General features: G+C 50.7%; 14 protein-coding genes and 3 tRNA genes. 14 read left to right on the top strand and 3 right to left on the bottom strand.

What is annotated here, in order from left to right; all coding sequences use genetic code 11:
• The first annotated feature begins 8 nt into the window (after nucleotides 1-8).
• The 8 genes from mfd to AJE_RS16760 all read left to right on the top strand — a co-directional run bounded on the left by mfd (nucleotide 9) and on the right by AJE_RS16760 (nucleotide 11546).
• Nucleotides 9-3485, top strand: a complete 3477-nt coding sequence (gene mfd, locus AJE_RS16795; protein ID WP_008951849.1) for a transcription-repair coupling factor — start codon at nucleotides 9-11, stop codon at nucleotides 3483-3485.
• Nucleotides 3485-4531, top strand: a complete 1047-nt coding sequence (locus AJE_RS16790) for a CsiV family protein (protein WP_008951848.1) — start codon at nucleotides 3485-3487, stop codon at nucleotides 4529-4531. The genes mfd and AJE_RS16790 overlap by 1 nt, the downstream gene beginning before the upstream one ends.
• 12 nt (nucleotides 4532-4543) lie before the next feature.
• Nucleotides 4544-5050: a DUF3087 family protein gene (locus AJE_RS16785; protein WP_008951847.1), complete on the top strand. Its 507-nt coding sequence runs from the start codon at nucleotides 4544-4546 to the stop codon at nucleotides 5048-5050.
• An 18-nt stretch (nucleotides 5051-5068) separates the two neighbouring features.
• Nucleotides 5069-6004: a ribosome biogenesis GTPase YlqF gene (ylqF, locus tag AJE_RS16780; protein WP_008951846.1), complete on the top strand. Its 936-nt coding sequence runs from the start codon at nucleotides 5069-5071 to the stop codon at nucleotides 6002-6004.
• Between the two features lie 9 nt (nucleotides 6005-6013).
• A complete protein-coding gene (locus AJE_RS16775) occupies nucleotides 6014-6427 on the top strand; it encodes a BLUF domain-containing protein (RefSeq protein WP_008951845.1) in 414 nt (137 codons plus the stop codon).
• A 102-nt stretch (nucleotides 6428-6529) separates the two neighbouring features.
• On the top strand, nucleotides 6530-7927 hold the full coding sequence (rimO, locus tag AJE_RS16770) for a 30S ribosomal protein S12 methylthiotransferase RimO (protein ID WP_008951844.1): 1398 nt from the start codon (nucleotides 6530-6532) through the stop codon (nucleotides 7925-7927).
• 130 nt (nucleotides 7928-8057) lie between these two features.
• A complete protein-coding gene (fusA, locus tag AJE_RS16765) occupies nucleotides 8058-10145 on the top strand; it encodes an elongation factor G (RefSeq protein WP_008951843.1) in 2088 nt (695 codons plus the stop codon).
• Between the two features lie 123 nt (nucleotides 10146-10268).
• The gene (locus AJE_RS16760) at nucleotides 10269-11546 is read left to right on the top strand and encodes an acetyl-CoA hydrolase/transferase family protein (protein ID WP_008951842.1); all 1278 of its coding nucleotides are present in this window, start codon (nucleotides 10269-10271) and stop codon (nucleotides 11544-11546) included.
• A gap of 57 nt (nucleotides 11547-11603) precedes the next feature.
• On the opposite strand, the gene AJE_RS16755 is transcribed toward AJE_RS16760, so the two are convergent.
• The 3 genes from AJE_RS16755 to AJE_RS16745 all read right to left on the bottom strand — a co-directional run bounded on the left by AJE_RS16755 (nucleotide 11604) and on the right by AJE_RS16745 (nucleotide 15889).
• On the bottom strand, nucleotides 11604-12392 hold the full coding sequence (locus tag AJE_RS16755) for a putative porin (protein WP_008951841.1): 789 nt from the start codon (nucleotides 12390-12392) through the stop codon (nucleotides 11604-11606).
• A 120-nt stretch (nucleotides 12393-12512) separates the two neighbouring features.
• Nucleotides 12513-14528 carry an excinuclease ABC subunit UvrB gene (gene uvrB, locus AJE_RS16750; protein ID WP_008951840.1) on the bottom strand — a complete coding sequence of 672 codons (2016 nt, stop codon included), beginning with the start codon at nucleotides 14526-14528 and terminating at the stop codon, nucleotides 12513-12515.
• A gap of 8 nt (nucleotides 14529-14536) precedes the next feature.
• Nucleotides 14537-15889, bottom strand: a complete 1353-nt coding sequence (locus AJE_RS16745) for an MATE family efflux transporter (RefSeq protein ID WP_008951839.1) — start codon at nucleotides 15887-15889, stop codon at nucleotides 14537-14539.
• A 522-nt stretch (nucleotides 15890-16411) separates the two neighbouring features.
• On the opposite strand from AJE_RS16745, the gene AJE_RS16740 reads away from it, so the two are divergent.
• From AJE_RS16740 to rsxB, 6 genes are all read left to right on the top strand, one after another.
• Nucleotides 16412-16488, top strand: a tRNA-Asn gene (locus tag AJE_RS16740).
• Between the two features lie 21 nt (nucleotides 16489-16509).
• Nucleotides 16510-16586 (top strand) — tRNA-Asn (locus AJE_RS16735).
• A 31-nt stretch (nucleotides 16587-16617) separates the two neighbouring features.
• Nucleotides 16618-16694: transfer RNA gene (locus tag AJE_RS16730), tRNA-Asn, on the top strand.
• A gap of 195 nt (nucleotides 16695-16889) precedes the next feature.
• Nucleotides 16890-18815: an EAL domain-containing protein gene (locus AJE_RS16725; RefSeq protein WP_008951838.1), complete on the top strand. Its 1926-nt coding sequence runs from the start codon at nucleotides 16890-16892 to the stop codon at nucleotides 18813-18815.
• 121 nt (nucleotides 18816-18936) lie between these two features.
• Entirely contained in the window at nucleotides 18937-19521 is a 585-nt protein-coding gene (gene rsxA, locus AJE_RS16720; protein ID WP_008951837.1) for an electron transport complex subunit RsxA, read from the top strand.
• Nucleotides 19518-20069, top strand: coding sequence for an electron transport complex subunit RsxB (rsxB, locus tag AJE_RS16715; RefSeq protein WP_008951836.1), 552 nt, complete (start codon nucleotides 19518-19520; stop codon nucleotides 20067-20069). The genes rsxA and rsxB overlap by 4 nt, the downstream gene beginning before the upstream one ends.

Genomic DNA, 20069 nt, shown 5'->3' with positions numbered 1-20069 from the left:
AACTTCAGATGCAGCTTTTTTCGACTATTCCTGCCCTGGTCAACGCCAGCGAACCGCAAAGCCTGGGCCAGTTAACGGGCGCCGCCCTACCTCTTTTTATCAGCGAATTATTGCAACAACAGCCCGGAGTTACGCTGCTTATCGTGCAGGACACCCCTGCAGCCCTGCGTCTGGAGCAGGAACTGGCGGTGTTTTTGCAACCAAGTCAGTGTCCGTTACTGACCTTACCGGATTGGGAAACCCTGCCCTATGATGTGTTCTCCCCGCATCAGGATATTATTTCACAGCGGCTGGAAACCCTGTATCAGTTGCCACGCCTAAAACAGGCGCTGGTGATTGTGCCGGTCAGCACATTGCTACTGAGAATTGCCGGTCGGGAGCATCTGGAGCAACACAGTTTTTTGATCCGTGAACAACAGCAAACGGATCTGACAGCACTGAAACAACAGCTGGCGGCCGTCGGGTACCGCCATGTAGAACAGGTGATGGAGCATGGCGAGTTTTCTGTACGTGGCTCGCTGCTTGACCTGTTTCCGATGGGGACCCATACCCCCTATCGGATTGATTTTTTTGATGACGAAGTCGAGGCCATCCGCACTTTCGATCCGGATACGCAGCGCAGTCTGGACAAAGTGCCGCACATCGCGCTGCTGCCAGCCCATGAGTTCCCGACCGATAAGGCCGCCATTGAGCGCTTCCGGCTGCGCTATCGCGAACGTTTTGCTGCCCGCAACGAAAAAGAATCGCTGTATCAGCAAGTCAGCCAGGGCATCCTGCCAGCCGGGATCGAGTATTATCTGCCGTTATTTGCCGAGACGACCAGCAACTTATTTGCCTATCTGCCGGCTAATAGCCAGGTATTGATCTGTGGTGATATTGAACACAGCGCACAGCAATTCTGGAGCGAACTGAAGCGCCGCTATCAGGACAGAGCCATCGATTTACTGCGACCAATTCTGCCGCCGCAGGAGTTATATCTGGCGGTAGATGAGCTGTTTGGCCTGCTTAAAGGGCTACCCAGACTGAAACTCAGCCGCGCCAGCCTGCCGGCCAAAGCCGGAATGCACAACTTACCGGTGGCAGAGCTACCGGCACTGAATATTAATCATCAGCTCAAGCAGCCACTGGATGCTTTACTGGCATTCTTGCTCAGCCTGAAGCAGCAAAAAGGCCGGGCCCTGTTTCTGGTGGAAAGTGAAGGCCGGCGCGAAAGTCTGCTGCAACTGCTGCATAAAGCTGCGGTGCATTTACGCGAATACCCCAGCCTGACCGCTTTCTGGCAAGCTGATGATGATCTCGGCGTGATGGTGGGGAATCTGGAGCAAGGTGCGCTGCTGCAGCTAGCCACACCGCTGGCACTGATCAGCGAAAACGAACTGTTTGGCCAGAAGATCAGCCAGCGCCGGCGACGCAAACAAAGCCAGCAGATTTCCTCAGAAACCATTATCCGTAATCTGGCGGAGCTGAGCCTTGGTCAGCCGGTGGTGCACTTACAACATGGTATTGGCCGTTATCAGGGTTTACAGGTATTAGACGCCGCCGGCATCAGCGCCGAGTTTGTCACCATTGAATATGCCGGTGGCAGCAAGCTCTATGTGCCGGTGACCTCGTTGCATTTATTGAGCCGCTATTCCGGCAGTGATGCCGAGCATGCGCCCTTGCATAAGCTGGGTAACGATACCTGGGAAAAGGCCCGCAAAAAGGCGGCAGAAAAGGTGCGCGATGTTGCCGCTGAGCTGCTGGATATATACGCCCAGCGTGCGGCCCACCAGGGCTATGCGTTCAAACTGGACCAGGAGCAGTATGCCGCCTTTGCCGACAGCTTCCCGTTTGAAGAAACCGCGGATCAGCTTGATGCCATTAGCGCCGTGTTGCAGGATATGCAACAGCCGCAACCGATGGACCGGCTGGTGTGCGGTGATGTTGGCTTTGGTAAAACCGAGGTGGCGATGCGCGCCGCTTTTGTGGCAGTTAACGATGGAAAACAGGTCGCGCTACTGGTGCCGACTACTCTGCTGGCACAGCAGCATTTTGAAAACTTTAAAGATCGCTTCGCTAACTGGCCGGTACGGGTTGAAGTACTGTCGCGCTTTGTCAGCAGTAAAGCGCAAAAAGTCATTCTGGACGACCTGAGCCAGGGCAAGGTCGATATTCTGATTGGTACCCATAAATTGCTGCAGGACGATATTAAGTTTGCCGATCTGGGGTTACTGATTGTCGACGAAGAACACCGCTTTGGCGTACGGCAAAAAGAGAAGATCAAGGCGCTGCGTGCCAATATCGATATCCTGACATTGACCGCCACTCCCATTCCACGCACCCTGAATATGTCGATGTCCGGCATGCGCGATCTCTCCATTATCGCCACACCACCAGCCCGGCGGCTGGCAGTGAAAACCTTTGTCCGCGAGTTCGAAAATGGTCTGTTACGCGAAGCCATCATGCGCGAAATTCTGCGCGGCGGTCAGGTGTACTTTCTGCATAACGATGTCGCCAGCATTGAGAAAATGGCCAGCGATTTGCTGGAGCTGGTACCGGAAGCCAATATTGCGATTGCCCATGGCCAACTGCGCGAACGCGAACTGGAGCAGATTATGGCCGATTTCTATCATCAGCGTTATAACTTGCTGCTGTGTTCGACCATTATTGAAACCGGTATCGATGTCCCCACTGCCAATACCATTATTATTAACCGCGCCGATAACTTTGGCCTGGCGCAACTGCACCAGTTACGGGGCCGGGTCGGTCGCTCGCACCATCAGGCCTATGCCTATCTGTTAACGCCGCCACCGAAGCGTTTAACCAAGGACGCGGAAAAGCGGCTGGAGGCTATTGCCAGCCTGGAAGATCTCGGCGCTGGCTTTGCGCTGGCTACCCACGACCTGGAGATCCGCGGGGCTGGTGAACTGCTGGGCGACGAGCAAAGCGGTCAGATTGAAGCGGTTGGCTTTACGCTCTACATGGAAATGCTGGAAGAAGCCGTGCATGCTTTGAAAGCCGGCCGTGAACCCAGTTTAGATAGTCTGCTAAGTCAGCAAACAGAAATTGATTTAAAGATCCCGGCGCTATTACCTGATAGTTATATTCCGGATGTTAATTTACGCTTGTCGTTCTATAAAAAGCTGGCCAGCGTGCGCAATGAGCAGGAACTGGATGAGGTTCAGGTTGAATTAATCGACCGCTTTGGATTATTACCGGACGCCGCCAAACACCTGGTACAGCTCAGTCAATTTAAAACGTTAGCACAGGAGCTTGGCATTAAACGGATTGAAGCCAATGCCAAGGGTGGTGTGCTAGAATTCGCAGATCGGACTTTGGTGAGTCCGGCCTATATTATTCAGCTGATCCAGACTCAGTCGCGGATCTTTAAGCTGGAACAGGGTCAAAAGCTGCGTTTTACTATTGCCGCAGCGGACTACAAAGATCGGTTACAACTTATCAGTAATATGCTGGCCGAACTGGCCAAACATAAGGTAGGACATTAATGAAATTTCGGCTGTTACTTGGCAGTTGTTTACTCGTCAACGCCCTGACACTGCAAGCCAACGAACGCTGGTTTGAGGTAGAAATGATTATTTTTGAACGCACCGGCGACAGTGCGCTGAAAGAACATTTCCCTACCCAGGTGACCCCAATCAGACTGGGGCGGCATATCGATTTACTGACGGAACGATTTTATATCCCGCTGCCGGTAGATCCTGAATGTCAAACGCCGGACGCTGTCGATGCGACAGGCTTAGCCATACCGGGTGACGCTGCACCGGCAGCAGAGTGCACGCCGCAGCCGACAGAACAGACACCGCTTGCGAGTGACAACACTGATGCCTTGCTGGCTGCTGTGCTGGAACAAGCCACCCCACATCAATACTGGCCAGAACAACTGCCGGTACGGATCTTTGGCGAAGGCCTGCATCAGCCGCTGCCCTATCTGGCGGACGAAAACGCCTTTCAGCTTAATGAGGTGGTGAATCGGTTAAGACGACAGCGCCAACATCAGATATTACTGCATACGGTGTGGCGTCAGGCACCGGTAACAGAGCGCCGGGCGATCCCCAGCCGCTGGTTTGCCGGCAAAAACTTTAGCCAGCAATTTGATTACTGGGGCCAGCCGCTGCCGAGTGAAGTGGACAGCAATCTGGCGTTTGCCACAGAAGAGCAGCAGGAAGCCGATTTACTGGCCCAGATCGCCAGCCGGCGGCAACAACTGGCGGCCGGTGTGGCGCTGACCCAGCCGGAAAGCAGCACTGACGAACAGCGGCGGCTGGAGCAAAGCGCGGCCAATTTACCGTCTCAGGTCTGGCAACTGGATGGCCTGTTTCGCTTACATTTGGATCGTTATCTGTTTGTGAATACCGACTTTAACCTGCGCCGCCCTCAGGCTAACAGCCTGCAAAGCATTAACGTGAAACAAAGCCGGCGCTTAATCAGTGGCGAAATCCATTATCTGGATCATCCCAAACTGGGCATTATTTTACAGATCCGCCGTTTTGATCCGGCGACGGCACGCTCTGATGCCAGCATCATCGAGTAGTCTAGGAAAATTATGCAACTGAAAGTGATTGATAAGGCGCTATACCGTAAACGCCTGAACCGGATTACGGTACTAAGTATACTGGCGCTGCTGATTGTCAGCCTTGCCAGTTCGACGCTGTTGATCAGCCTGCTATCGGACGGCAGCGGCTCTAATTTCTGGCTAAACTTCGCCGGGGTCGTTATCGGCTGTATCCTGGTTGGCAGCGCTTTGAAAAAACTAAAGCGTCACCCCTACTTTAGTGAAGTCGCCTATATCTGGGATCTGAAACACGAACTGAATTTAATTCAGCGCAAGCTGCGGGCAATCCAGGCGGCGGCCGAACAGCATAACCCAAGCGCACTGCTGATACTGGCATACAGCTATGCCGGCTCCAGGCTGATCTGGCAACTCGACGATAATACGCTGATGATGTCGGAGCTAAATCTGGCTGATAATCAATTACAACAGCAGATAGCCGAGCTGGGACTTAAACTGGACCCAGCAGATTACCGGCGCGAGCTGCTGGACCAATTTTAACCTTATACAGGATACCCCATGTCAATTAACTGGTTTCCGGGTCATATGCATAAGGCCCGCAAAGAAATCGCCGAGGTGATGCCACAGGTCGATATTATTATCGAAATGCTGGATGCGCGGATCCCCTTTTCCAGCGAGAATCCGCTGGTGCCGCAACTGCGCAAAGATACCCCCTGTATCAAGGTATTAAACAAAGCCGATCTGGCCGATCCTGCGCTGACAGCGCGCTGGGTTGACTATTTTGCCGAGCAAAAAAATGTCCGCGCCATCCCGATCAGCCAACAGCAACCAGAACAAATCAAAGCCCTGCTGGAGCTTTGCAATAGCATGCTGCCGGAGCGCAATCTTGAGGTGCGCGCCGCCCGGGCGATGATTATGGGTATCCCCAATGTCGGCAAATCCACGCTGATCAATACCCTGGCGGGCCGTACTATCGCTAAAACCGGTAACGAAGCCGGCGTGACCAAGGCACAGCAAAGGATCAAGCTGGAAAATAACGTGATCTTAACCGATACGCCGGGCTTTTTATGGCCCAAACTTAGCCCGACCACCTGTGGTTACCGGCTGGCGGTGACCGGCGCCATCAAAGACACGGTTTTTGATTATGCCGATATCGCGCTCTTTGCCGCCGACTATCTGCTACAAGCCTATCCGGCAGCAGTAATGGCACGGTTCGGACTGACTGAGCAGCCAGAGAACGATTTGGCGCTGCTGGATGCGATCGGCATGCGCCGCGGTGCGATGCGTAAAGGCGGCGTGGTCGATTTAGAAAAAGCCGGTGCTATCCTGATTACGGAGCTGCGAGCCGGTAACCTTGGCCCCATTACTCTGGAAACACCGGCGATGGTGAGTCAGGAACTGATCGACGCCAAGGCCGAAGAAGCGGCAAAGTCGGCAGAGAAAGCCGAACGCGAAGCCGAACGGAAACATAAAGCACAAAAGCGGTATCGCTAAGGAAACGCTATGTCCGAGCCCTTGTTGCAGTTAACTTACATCAGCGATGTAGCCCCCGGACTAAGCAGCGAGCAAATCGCCACTATCCATCAGCAAGCCGAGCGCAATAATCAGCGGCTTGGGATCACCGGTGTATTATTGGTTACCAGCCGGCATTTTTTGCAGTTACTGGAAGGCCCCGCCGAGCTGGTAAAAACCCGCTTTAAGTTGATTGCTGCCGATCCGCGACATCAAAATGTACGGCTGGTCAGTGAGCGGCCGGTGCAACAACGGCAATTTCCGCACTGGCAAATGGGGTTAAAACGTTTACTGGATCAGGACGAGCACGCTGACTTACAGGCCGTTATTCATCTATATGGACAACAACAAACGTTCTCAGAGCAACATGCCGATGCCATCGCCTTGTTGCTAAAATCACTTTAAGCGCACAGGGGTGTCGACTTTTTGGCCAGCAGCCGCTGTTACTTTGCCACGCTTCAGGTATAATGCGCGCCCGGTTTTTTCCTTTAACCAGCACAGGCAATTATGAGCGTTCAGACTTTCGATCCCAGCCAGACCACAACCCTGGATACCCCGGCCAAAACCTTAGCCGCCCAAGACAGCAATGGTACTGGCAGCAAAATAGGCTTTGTTTCGCTCGGTTGCCCGAAAAACCTGGTCGACTCAGAACGGATCCTGACCCAACTTAAAGCTGAAGGCTACAACATCGTACCAAGCTATGATGATGCCGAGCTGGTCATCGTCAATACCTGCGGTTTTATTGACTCTGCAGTGCAGGAATCCTTAGACACCATCGGCGAAGCGCTGGCGGAAAATGGCAAGGTTATTGTCACCGGCTGTTTAGGCGCCCGGGAAGATGAAATTCGTGAAGTACATCCTAATGTGCTGGGGATTACCGGCCCGCACAGTTATGAGAATGTGTTAAAGCAGGTGCATGAGTTTGTGCCGAAGCCGAAATATGATCCCTTCACCATGCTGGTGCCGGACCATGGTGTCAAGCTGACACCTAAGCACTATGCCTACTTAAAAATTTCTGAAGGCTGTAATCACCGCTGTACTTTTTGCATTATTCCGTCGATGCGCGGTGATTTAGTCAGCCGGCCGATTGGTGAAGTACTGGACGAGGCGCAGCGCCTGAAAAACGCTGGCGTAAAAGAGCTGTTGATTATCTCGCAAGATACCAGTGCCTATGGCGTCGATGTTAAACACCGCACTGGTTTCTGGAATGGTCAGCCGGTAAAAACCTCAATGCAATCGCTGTGCGAAGCGCTGGGCGAAATGGGTATCTGGGTGCGGCTGCATTACGTTTACCCCTATCCGCATGTCGATGACATTATTCCACTGATGGCGCAAGGCAAAGTATTACCCTACCTGGATATCCCGTTCCAGCACGCCAGCCCACGGATTTTAAAATTGATGAAACGGCCGGGACAGGCGGAAAAGGTACTGGAGCGGGTCAAGAAATGGCGGCAAATTTGCCCGGATCTGACTATCCGTTCCACCTTTATTGTCGGCTTCCCGGGTGAAACCGAGGAAGATTTCCAGATGTTACTGGATTGGCTGCAAGAGGCGCAGCTGGATCGGGTTGGCTGCTTTAAGTACAGCCCGGTCGACGGCGCCAAAGCCAACGAGCTGCCGGATCCGGTGCCAGAGGATGTAAAAGAAGAGCGTTACCATCGTTTTATGCAGCTACAGCAAGCCATTAGTGCTGAGCGCTTGCAAGCCAAAGTCGGCCGCACCATCAGCGTACTGATTGATGAAGTAGATGAAGAAGGCGCCATTGGCCGCAGCTTTGCAGACGCACCGGAGATTGATGGTGCTGTCTATCTGAATGGTGAAACCAACCTTAAACCAGGTCAGCTGGTGCAGGCGTTGGTGGAACATGCGGATGAATATGATTTATGGGCAACGCTGGTCGAATAACACAGCGTGCCGAAGAATTGACAGTTACATAGAAATTTAACAAATTTCACTGATTTTTTTTCGGGCAAACTGAAAAAAAATCCTGTATATTGTCGCCCTAATTTTCAAACCCTAGCTTATAGAGACTACTATGTCAGCAGATTTATCCTTATATAGAAACATTGGTATCTTCGCGCACGTTGATGCCGGTAAAACCACTACCACTGAGCGGATCCTGAAATTAACCGGTAAAATCCATAAGCTGGGCGAAGTTCACGAAGGTGAATCGACTACCGACTTTATGGAACAGGAAGCTGAGCGCGGTATCACTATCCAGTCAGCGGCTGTAAGCTGTTACTGGAAAGGTCACCGTTTCAACGTTATCGATACCCCGGGTCACGTAGACTTCACCGTAGAAGTATACCGTTCACTGAAAGTTCTGGACGGCGGTATCGGCGTATTCTGTGGCTCTGGTGGTGTAGAACCACAATCAGAAACCAACTGGCGCTACGCGAACGACGCTAAAGTTTCTCGTCTGATCTTCGTTAACAAACTGGACCGGATCGGTGCTGACTTTATCCGTGTTACTGAACAGGTTAAAAAAGTACTGGGCGCTAACCCACTGATCATGGTACTGCCAATCGGCCGTGAAGAAACCTTTAAAGGTGTGGTTGACCTGTTAACCAAGCAAGCTTACGTGTGGGATGACTCAGGCATTCCTGAAAACTACACTGTGACTGACGTGCCAGCTGATATGGCTGATGACGTTGAAATGTACCGCCAGCAGCTGATCGAAACGGCACTGGAAATGGATGACGAACTGCTGATGGCTTATATGGAAGGTGAAGAGCCATCAATTGAAGACGTTAAGCGTTGTATCCGTAAAGGTACCCGTGACCTGGCTTTCTTCCCAACCTTCTGTGGTTCAGCCTTCAAAAACAAAGGTATGCAACTGGTTCTGGATGGCGTGGTTGAATATCTGCCAGCCCCGACTGAAGTTAACCCACAGCCACTGACTGACGAAGAAGGTAACGAAACTGGCCAATACGCTATCGTTTCTGCCGACGAGCCATTCCGTGCGTTAGCGTTCAAGATCATGGACGACCGTTTCGGTGCCCTGACCTTTATCCGTATCTACTCTGGCGTACTGAACAAAGGCGATACCATCCTGAACTCGTTCACTGGTAAAACCGAGCGCGTTGGCCGGATGGTAGAAATGCACGCCAACGACCGTACCGACCTGACTACGGCTCAGGCCGGTGACATCATCGCCCTAATTGGTCTGAAAAACGTACAAACCGGTCATACCCTGTGTGACGTGAAACATCCTTGTACGCTGGAACCAATGGTATTCCCAGAGCCGGTAATCTCTATCGCAGTACAACCAAAAGATAAAGGCGCTATCGAGAAGATGGGCGTAGCTATCGGCCGTCTGGTTTCTGAAGATCCAACCTTCCGCGTTGAGACTGATCAAGACTCTGGCGAAACCATCCTGAAAGGTATGGGTGAACTGCACCTGGATATCAAAATTGACATCCTGAAGCGTACCTATGGCGTTGAGCTGATTGTAGGTCAACCACAGGTTGCGTACCGTGAAACCATTACCCGTGAAATCGAAGACAGCTACACGCACAAGAAGCAGTCTGGTGGTTCTGGTCAGTACGGTAAGATCGACTACCGCATCCGTCCGGGTGAAGTGAATACCGGTTACACCTTTAAGTCAACCGTAGTGGGCGGTAGCGTTCCGAAGGAATTCTTCCCAGCTATCGAGAAAGGCTTTAAAGAAATGATGTCTACCGGTCCTCTGGCAGGCTTCCCGGTACTGGACGTTGAAGTTGAGCTGTTCGACGGTGGTTTCCACGCCGTTGACTCATCAGCTATCGCGTTCGAAATCGCAGCCAAAGGCGCTTTCCGTCAGTCTATGCCGAAAGCCGGTCCACAGCTGTTAGAGCCAATCATGAAAGTTGACGTTTTCACACCAGAAGACAACATCGGTGACGTGATCGGTGACTTAAACCGTCGTCGTGGTATGATCTTAGGCCAGGAATCAGGCGCTATGGGCGTACGCGTAAAAGCGCACGTACCACTGGCCGAGATGTTCGGTTATATCAGCCACCTGCGTACTATGACTTCTGGCCGTGGTCAGTTCTCAATGGAATTCGATCACTACTCACCATGTCCAAACAACGTGGCTGAAGTTGTTATCGCCAAAGAAAAAGAAAAGAAAGCTAACAAGTAATTGTCGTTTTTCGAAACAGCCCCGCCCCGTGCGGGGCTTTTTTATCCCTGCGACTTGATCGTTATCAGCTTTGCGCCGCGCAAAAACAGCTAAACTGGGGCTTTACCGCTCAGTGGAGACCCTATGCGCTGCGAAACCGCCGAACAGGCTTTAAGTATCCTCGCCGATCATGATCAAATCTGGTGCCAATCGATGGCCGCCACCCCGTGGTTTTTATTGCGGGGCCTGGCGAATATCGCCCCCCGCTATCACAATTTGACGCTATTACAATTGCATACCGAACACAGTGATATGTTGTGCGATCCGGCGTTACAGGGCCATCTGCGACAACGTTGTTTCTTTGTCGGTGGCAGCACCCGCAGCGCTATCCAGTGCGGCCAGGCCGACTACGTGCCGTTATTTCTGTCAGAAATCCCGAAGTTGTTTAGAAGTGGTGAGCAGCTATTGAATGCAGCGCTGATCCAGGTTTCACCGCCGGATAAACATGGCTACTGCAGCCTGGGCATTTCGGTTGAAGCCACCCGGGCTGCCTTACAAATGGCAAAAAAAGTGATCGCCTGGGTTAATCCGCAAATGCCAAGAACCCATGGCGATTCTTTTATTCATCTAAGCCAAATAGACCGCTATGTCGAATTTAGTGCACCGATGCCGCTGCATCTGCCGGCAGAATTGGATCCGGTGACCCGGCAAATTGGCCAGCACGTTGCCAGCCTGATCCGAGATGGCGACTGTTTACAAATGGGCATCGGTGCTATCCCGGATGCCACCCTGGCCTGTCTGGGCTCACATCAGCAGCTGGGTGTACATACCGAGATGTTTTCCGATGGCGTGTTACCGCTGCTGGAAAGGGGCATCATTACTAATCAAAATAAAAAGAAACATCGCGGCAAAATTGTCACCACCTTCGCGATGGGCTCACAAGCCTTGTATGACTTTGTCGATGACAATCCGCAAGTAGTGTTCCTGGATGTCGAATATACCAATGATACCGCGGTGATCCGCCAAAACCCGCAAGTGGTGGCGATTAACAGTGCGCTGCAGGTTGATCTTAGCGGTCAGGTTTGTGCCGATTCGCTCGGTACCAAAATTTATTCCGGTGTCGGTGGCCAGATGGATTTTGTCCGCGGAGCCAGTCTGTCTGAAGGTGGCCGGGCGGTCATTGCCCTGCCCGCTACCGCCGCCGGTGGCAAGGTTTCCCGCATTAGCTCCTTGCTGGCTCCTGGTGCTGGTGTGGTGACGACCCGCGCCCACGTCAACTATATTGTGACGGAGTACGGTATCGCCCAGTTGCGTGGCCGCAGTTTAACCGAACGGGCGAAAGCGCTGATCGCAATAGCAGCACCGCAATTTCAGGAAACCCTGGCGCGGCAAGCCCGCGATGATTGGGGCTTATCGGTATAACAGGTATAAAAAAGGGGCCAGCATGGCCCCTAATATCAGCAACAAAGGTTTAGCAGCTTAGAAGCGGAAGCTGGCACCAAGATGGTACAGATCGTCACCGGTTTCCAGGCTATCAAAGGTTACACCAGCGCGTAACGCCAGATTTGGCATCGCATACCACTGACCGCGAACCGTAAAGGCGTCAGACTCAGAATTAAATACGCCCTTGCTGGTCCAGTCATAAGCCAGTCCCAGTGACAGGTTACGACCAAAATAGTAATCACCCGCGACACCGAAACGGCCCAGTGAGCTATTGGCCTGATCCATATAGCTGGCTTCAACACTGATAAAATCGCCATGTGCCAGCGTCATTAACTTTTTGGTGCTAACGCCGTACTGGGTAACACTGCCATCGCCATCAGGGCGCAGGTGTTCTACATCCAGTTTCAACAACCAGCTCGGATCCAGGTAATAACCCAGACTAGCCTGACCAACACGGTCATCGCTATTGTTTAGCTCAGTCCATAATAAGCTGGCATAGAAGTTATGGCTAACATCACGGTATTCACCACCCAGGCTCCAACCACTTAAACTGGTTTTGCCCAGATTACCGAAGTCGAACTGGTTGTAGCTGTAACCAAACTGCAGGCTGCTGCTGCGGCTTAAAAAGCCGGCTTCGGCCAATGGCATATTGTTGGCAGCCTGCACCGGATTTAAATAGAACTGGTGTGACAGATTGTAAGAGCGCAAATCAGCATTCAGGATATCGCCCCACTGATAGTCCAGATTAGTCTGATGCTGGAAGCTATTGGCCAGTACGCCGGCAGAGCACAGAGATAAGGCGGTTGCGATTAAAGTACGTTTCATAGTTGACCTCACTTAGTCAGTTTTCCGTTGATATCGTGCAACTGAGCGCATCTTAGGCGTTGCAACTTAATGAAAACTGAATAACCCCATGAAAACGTTTAGACTTTAAGCAATCACACCTTAATCTGCCGGTAATTCAAGCAATAATAGCTTTAGTTGGTGGATCTGATCCCGTAACGCCGCCGCCTGTTCAAACTCCAGATCGCGGGCATGCTGCAGCATTTTTTGCTCCAGTTGCTTAATTTCCGCCTGCAACTGATAAGGCGTTTTGCCCTGGCGCAACCGGCTTTGTTCCGCCACCTGCCTTAGCTTCGGATCCATCGGTTGAGGTGCCTGCCCCAGATCCATCACATCGGCCACTTTCTTTTTAATCGCTTGTGGCGCTATGCCGTGCAACGCATTAAAGGCTTGCTGTTTTGCCCGCCGCCGCTCCGTTTCCGAAATCGCCCGCTGCATGGAGTCGGTGATGCGATCGGCATACAGGATGGCGCGACCACTGAGGTTACGTGCCGCCCGACCAATGGTTTGAATTAACGAGCGTTCTGAGCGCAAGAACCCTTCTTTATCGGCATCCAGAATGGCCACCAGCGACACTTCCGGAATATCCAGGCCTTCCCGCAGCAGGTTGATACCGACCAGCACATCAAACACTCCCAGCCGTAGATCCCGGATAATTTCCATCCGCTCGACGGTATCAATATCTGAATGCAAATAACGCACTTTGATTTGATGTTCGCTCAGATACTCAGTTAAATCCTCGGCCATTTTCTTAGTTAAGGTGGTGACCAGTACCCGCTCATTCCGCTCTGCCCGTTGCATCGCTTCCGACATCAAATCATCGACCTGGGTCGCCACCGGCCGGATTTCAATCTCTGGATCCACCAGGCCGGTTGGCCGCACCACCTGCTCTACCACCTCACCGGCCGAGTGTTCCAGTTCATAGGCCGCTGGTGTTGCCGACACATAGATCCGCTGCGGTGCGATAATTTCAAACTCTTCAAATTTCAGCGGCCGGTTATCCAGAGCCGACGGCAGCCGGAAACCATAATTCACCAGGTTTTCTTTGCGCGAACGATCGCCCTTATACATGGCGCCAATTTGTGAAATGGTGACGTGCGACTCATCAATAAACATCAGGCCATCACCCGGGAAATATTCCAGCAGCGTTGGCGGTGGCGAGCCGGGCTCCCGGCCAGACAAATAGCGCGAATAGTTTTCAATACCCGAGCAGTAACCCAGCTCGACCATCATTTCGATATCAAACTGGGTGCGCTGTGCCAAGCGCTGCTCTTCCACCAGTTTATTGGCCGCCAGTAACTCCTGACGCCGCTCGGATAAGTCCACTTTAATTTGCTCTACCGCCGCTAAAATAGTCTCCCGCGGTGTCACATAGTGGGTTTTCGGATAAACCGTAAAACGGGTGACAATTTTTTCAACGGCGCCGGTCAGGGGATCAAACAAGCTGATACGCTCAATTTCTTCATCGAACAGCTCAACCCTTACCGCAATATCATCCGATTCCGCCGGAAAGATATCGATCACTTCACCACGCACGCGGTAAGTGGCGCGTTCAAAGGCCAGATCATTGCGGGTATATTGCAGCTCCGCCAGACGGCGCAGGATAAAACGCTGATCGACGATATCGCCCTGCTTCAGATGCAACAACATTTGCATATAGGACTGGGGATCCCCCAGACCATAGATCGCGGATACCGATGCGATAATCACTACGTCGCGGCGCTCCATAAGCGCTTTAGTGGCGGATAAACGCATCTGCTCGATATGCTCATTGATCGAGGCATCTTTTTCAATAAAGGTATCTGTCGAGGGTACGTAGGCTTCAGGTTGGTAATAATCGTAGTAAGAGACAAAGTATTCGACGGCATTGTGCGGGAAAAACGCCTTCATCTCGCCATACAATTGCGCGGCCAGGGTTTTGTTATGCGCCATAATCAGCGTCGGCCGCCCTACTTTGGCAATCACATTGGCCATAGTAAAGGTTTTACCGGAGCCGGTTACCCCAAGCAGGGTCTGATGCGCCAGTCCGGCTTCCAGACCCTCGACTAATTTACGAATGGCTTCAGGTTGATCGCCGGCCGGTTGATAGTCGGATACAAGTTCAAAAGCGCGCGACATATAATTCCCTACTGATAACGTTGTATAACCTGCTTAAACCAATAATAGGCCAGACTGGCGGTCAGAAAATTGCCAACCATAGCGCCGATAAATAATCCCGGTACCCCGGCGATTTTTGCTCCCAGCCAGGCTAGCGGAATATAACAGACAAAAAACCGCACCAGACTCAATATCATTGCTTTAGCGGGCAAATGTAAAGCGTTGAACGAGGAGTTGGTTAAGATGATTACCCCCTGCAAGCCGTAACTGAGCGGTAGTGACCAGATAAAATAGCGGATATAGGTCGCAACCTGTTGATCCTGGGTAAACAAGGCCGCTATCGGATAAGCGAGCAGCGCAAGTAACACGAAGACGCCGGCTTGCCACTTTAAAACAAAGTGGCAAGCGGTAAAGTACGCTTGTTGCACCCGCCCTAACAAGCCGGCACCGAAGTTTTGGCTGATGACTGGAGGTAGGGTCATCGAGAGCGCCAGCACCACCAAACAAGCAATACTTTCCAGCCGCATACCCACGCCAAGTGCAGCTACCGCTTCAGGCCCATAGCCGGCAATCATCGCCGTTAAGATCGCCATTGCTAAGGGGGTCAACATATTGGCCGCTGCGGCAGGCATACCAATGTGCAAAATCCGCCGCCAGATAGACCAAAACAAGGTCCAGGGTAATAAGATGCGATCTAATAACTTACGCCGCACAGTCAGCCAGTAAAGAATAAAGATAAAACCGGTCAGCCATGAAATCACTGTCGCCAGAGCAGCGCCTTGCATACCGAGTGCCGGAAAAGGCCCAAGACCGAATATGAGTAAGGGATCGAGCACAGCATTCACCAGACCGCCGGCCGCCATGACCAGACTTGGGATTTTGGTTTCCCCGGCAGCTCGTAAAATCGCGTTACCGATCATCGGTGTTACCAACAGCACCGAGCCAGCTAACCAGATAAACATATAATCACGAATGTAAACTAAGGTAGCGTCGGTCGCACCAAGCAGTAAAAACAGTGGGTCCAAACATATCGCGATCCCGATTGCCAGCAGACAAACCAATATTGCGGCCAGCCAGAGTGCGGCAATACTATCAGCTTTTGCTGAATCGGCCTGACCAGCACCCAACGCCTTCGCGATTACCGCAGAGGTACCGATACTGAGACCGATCGCCAGACTGATCAAGGTAAAGGTTACCGGAAAGGTAAAACTAATGGCCGCAAGCTGCGCTGTTCCTAATAAACTAATAAAGAAGGTATCAACCAGGTTGAAGCTCATTAGCGTCAACATACCGCCCAACACCGGCCAGGTCAGCTGTTTTAATAAGGGCGCAATGGCCGTATTTAACAACGGATTCTTAGTATGCACACGAGTTTCAGACATGGTAGACATCAGCGGATAAAGGCACGCCATTGTAGTGAAGATCGGCTGGCAGTACCATGCCCAGTGGCTAAATTACCCAAGTCAGCATTAAAAAGTGCACAATAACGACAGATCGACGCTTAAAACAACAATTCGCCAGCCGGTACCACGCCACCTAGCAAGATTAAATGCAAGATGTTGTTTTATAACGATATAATTTTTTATCGCAAAGCTATTGACCCCGCCGAAACGCACTAGGCTCAAGGCTTGGCTATAACAGATAACTGATAACTCACAGAGTTATCCACAGCTTCTGTGAGTAACTTTTTCTATCCTTTGTCTTACCAGCATTCTCCCTTGGAATACCGAAGCAAAGAGGTTATCTGTTCGCTGCTTACCGTTCTTAAAACACAGAATAAATGCTGTGAAAAGCAGCATAATGGCGAAACTCTATGCAAGTGAACCTGTGCTCTTAAAATCCCGCTGCCAAAGTGTTGACAGGCTGATGTGCTGGCATTAGTATTGCGCCCCGTTGAATGCTGTTCCCTAGTAGCTCAGTTGGTTAGAGCGGCGGACTGTTAATCCGTAGGTCACTGGTTCGAGTCCAGTCTGGGGAGCCACTTCCTCAACAGCATTTTTGTTCCCTAGTAGCTCAGTTGGTTAGAGCGGCGGACTGTTAATCCGTAGGTCACTGGTTCGAGTCCAGTCTGGGGAGCCACTTCATTTAGCCTTTACTGGCAATTTTCTGTTCCCTAGTAGCTCAGTTGGTTAGAGCGGCGGACTGTTAATCCGTAGGTCACTGGTTCGAGTCCAGTCTGGGGAGCCATATATTCCGGCGTCTTAACGCGCCAGCAAATTTTCTAACTCGGTAAAAGCCGTCAGCTTGATTGGTTCTGCTTGTGCTGAATCAAGGTTATTTATTTATTTTTAAGGTTTTTTTTGCTTTAATATAGGTAATATCTGCAATACTAACCTTCCGAGCTTCATTCAGGGATCTTGCTATGTCCGGTGGTATGGAATTATGAAAAATTTTCGAACGCTACTTATCGCGCAGTTTATTGCTGCGTTACTGCTAGTCGTTATTTTGCTACTGGTATTTTTACATCACGGTAAACAGCAGTTACAGCTGCAAGAAAGTCAAACTCAATCCATAATAGAGCAGCTGCTCAGCTCGCAAATCACGGCTGATGGAAAGGCAATAAGCCGCCAGTTAGAACGCAGTTTTAATTTTAAAAACTTACAGATCAGTAAATTTGACGGTACCATTTTATATGAGCAAACCCATAACAGAGCTCAAGTGAACCTCCTGCAACGTTTGCTGATAATGAGTGGTAAAACCTTTCAAACCTTTACTGTCCGTGATGAGCAACAAGAAGTTCGCATCCGTTATGAACTTGACCAAAGTGAGCAGCTAGCGTCATTGCAAACCATGTTATGGTTAATCGTGTTTCTCCCACTGATTTTAGGCTGGTTACCGTTCTTTTTTGTAAAAAACAGTCTGCAACGCAAGTATGCCCGCACCAGCCAGGCAGTTAATGACGCTATAGAAGGTTTTTTAAATCAACAAACTCCTCCGCAACAAGTATTGAAAAAGCTACCAATAGAATTTTCTGATATTGCTAAGTCTTTACAGCAACTTGCGCAACATACGCGTAAAGAATATGAAAAAATGACTGCTGAAGCGCAGCGTATTGCTGAAGAAGCTTATAAAGACCACGTTACAGGCTTACCTAACCGTAATAGATTTGTCCAGGCTTACGAAGAACTGGGAAAAAATAGCGACCAGAATGAATTTGGTATTTTTGCCATAACCCGTTGCACCGAGTTACAAAGTATTAACCAAACTCGTGGTTTTCAGGAAGGTGACAACTACGTAAGCCAAGTGGCTGATATTATAAGAAAAGTTGCAGCAACCTATAACAACGCCCGGGTATTCCGTCTGAATAGTTCAGATTTCGGTATTTTGTTACCCAGAGTAACGCCGAAAGAGTCCGAGAACTTCGCATTGCAGCTACAAAGCCGCTTTAATGAGTACCAAAAATTGGCTGAGTTGGACTCAGTTGCCTACACAGGCCTGGTTAGCTATGAAACAGGCAAAGCCATGGGGGAGTTATTAGCCACAGCGGATACCTCAATAAGCCTGGCGCAAACGAAACAACCTAACGCCTGGCACCTGCAAAAAGAAAGCAGTGGCTTGGAAAACGCCAGCAATACTTATGGCAATCAAAACTGGCGCAATGTCATTGAAGACGTACTGAATAACAATCGACTCTCTTTGATGTTACAAAGTATTCAGCCCTCAACCAGAGCAGCAAAGGCTTACTCTGAAATCTTGGTGCGTTTTAAAACACATGAAGACCAGATATTACCTACCGCTTCTTTTCTGGCGATGGCAGAGAAACTGGACAAAATAATCGCCGTTGACCGTGCGATCATCGAGACTGCGCTCACCACTATTAAAGAGCGCAATATGCAGGATCAGTACTTCGGGATTAACCTGTCGCCTCGCAGTGTGCATGACGATCAATTTGTTATCTGGTTAGAAAGGCGTTTATTAAAAGATGCCAATATCGCTTCGAAACTCGTGTTTGAAGTATCAGAGTTTGGCTTACAGCAAAACCTGAAAACCAGTAAACGCTTTATCGATATGGTGCACCGTGCCGGTGCCCGGATCACCGTAGAGAAATTCGGTGTCGGTATCACTTCCTTTAAGTTTTTCCGCGATCTAAAACCGGATTACGTTAAAATGGACGGTAGCTATACTCGTCATATTGACCATGATAAGAACAATCAATACTTTATGCGCCTGATGATCGACCTTGCACACCGTATCGGCGTCGGTGTTTTTGCCGAAAGTGTCGAAACACAAGAAGAAAAGCATATGCTGGAGTCGTTGTTTATCGACGGCACCCAGGGTTATTACATCGGCAAACCGCTACCGATGTAGAATAGTCCGTTTCGCTTTACAGCCAGGGTTTTACTGCAAGGTAAAACCCTTTGTTTTATCAGGTTGTAAGCCTTAGCCCAAGCTTGCATAATATAGGGCCTATGCTGAGTACTTTACCCTTATGACTGAATTCTTGCTGCTGTTAACCAGCACAGTACTGGTGAATAACTTTGTACTGGTCAAATTTCTTGGCCTCTGCCCCTTTATGGGGGTGTCTGGTAAGCTGGAGACGGCTATTGGTATGTCGCTGGCGACAACCTTTGTGTTAACCCTGGCCTCGATTTGCAGCTATCTGGTGGACAGCTATCTACTGGCACCTCTGGGCTTACTGTACTTACGCACTCTGAGTTTTATTCTGGTGATTGCCGTAGTAGTGCAGTTTACTGAAATGGTGGTACATAAAACCAGCCCGGGATTATATCGTTTACTGGGTATCTTCCTGCCGTTGATCACCACTAACTGCGCGGTGCTTGGCGTCGCCTTATTAAACGTCAATGCCCGGCATAATTTTATTAACTCCGCCCTCTATGGCTTTGGTGCGGCAGTCGGCTTCTCGTTGGTGCTGATCCTGTTTGCTGCCATGCGCGAACGGCTGGCCGCCGCTGACGTGCCTGTTCCCTTTAAAGGCGCGGCCATTGCGATGATTACCGCCGGTTTGATGTCGCTGGCCTTTATGGGTTTCAGTGGTCTGGTGAAAGCACTATGACCTTACTCAATGCATTACTGGCATTAGGCACGCTGGCTTTAATTTTCGGCGCACTGCTTGGCTATGCGGCAATCCGCTTTAAAGTGGAGAGCGACCCACTGGTAGAGCAGATTGATGATATTCTGCCGCAAACCCAATGTGGACAATGTGGCTATCCTGGTTGCCGGCCTTATGCTGAAGCCATCGCCAATGGCGATGACATTAATAAATGTCCCCCCGGTGGCGAGGCAACCATTAAAAAATTAGCGGAGCTATTAGGGGTCGAACCTAAACCGCTCAACGCTGCGCAGGAAGTCGCCATCAAAAGGGTAGCTTTTATCCGTGAAGATGAATGTATCGGCTGTACTAAATGTATTCAGGCCTGTCCGGTTGATGCCATCGTCGGTGCGTCAAAACAAATGCATACGGTGATTGCCGATGAGTGCACCGGCTGCGACCTCTGTGTTGAGCCCTGCCCGGTCGATTGTATTGATATGATCCCTGTTGCCGACTCTGTGGAGCGCTGGAAATGGGATCTGCAGGCCATACCGGTTAAGATGGTGGAGTAA

The organism is Alishewanella jeotgali KCTC 22429 (genome assembly GCF_000245735.1).
Classification (GTDB): Bacteria; Pseudomonadota; Gammaproteobacteria; order Enterobacterales; family Alteromonadaceae; genus Alishewanella; species Alishewanella jeotgali.
Note: the sequence above shows the minus strand (reverse complement) of the source record. Positions and strands in the feature narration are given on the sequence as shown.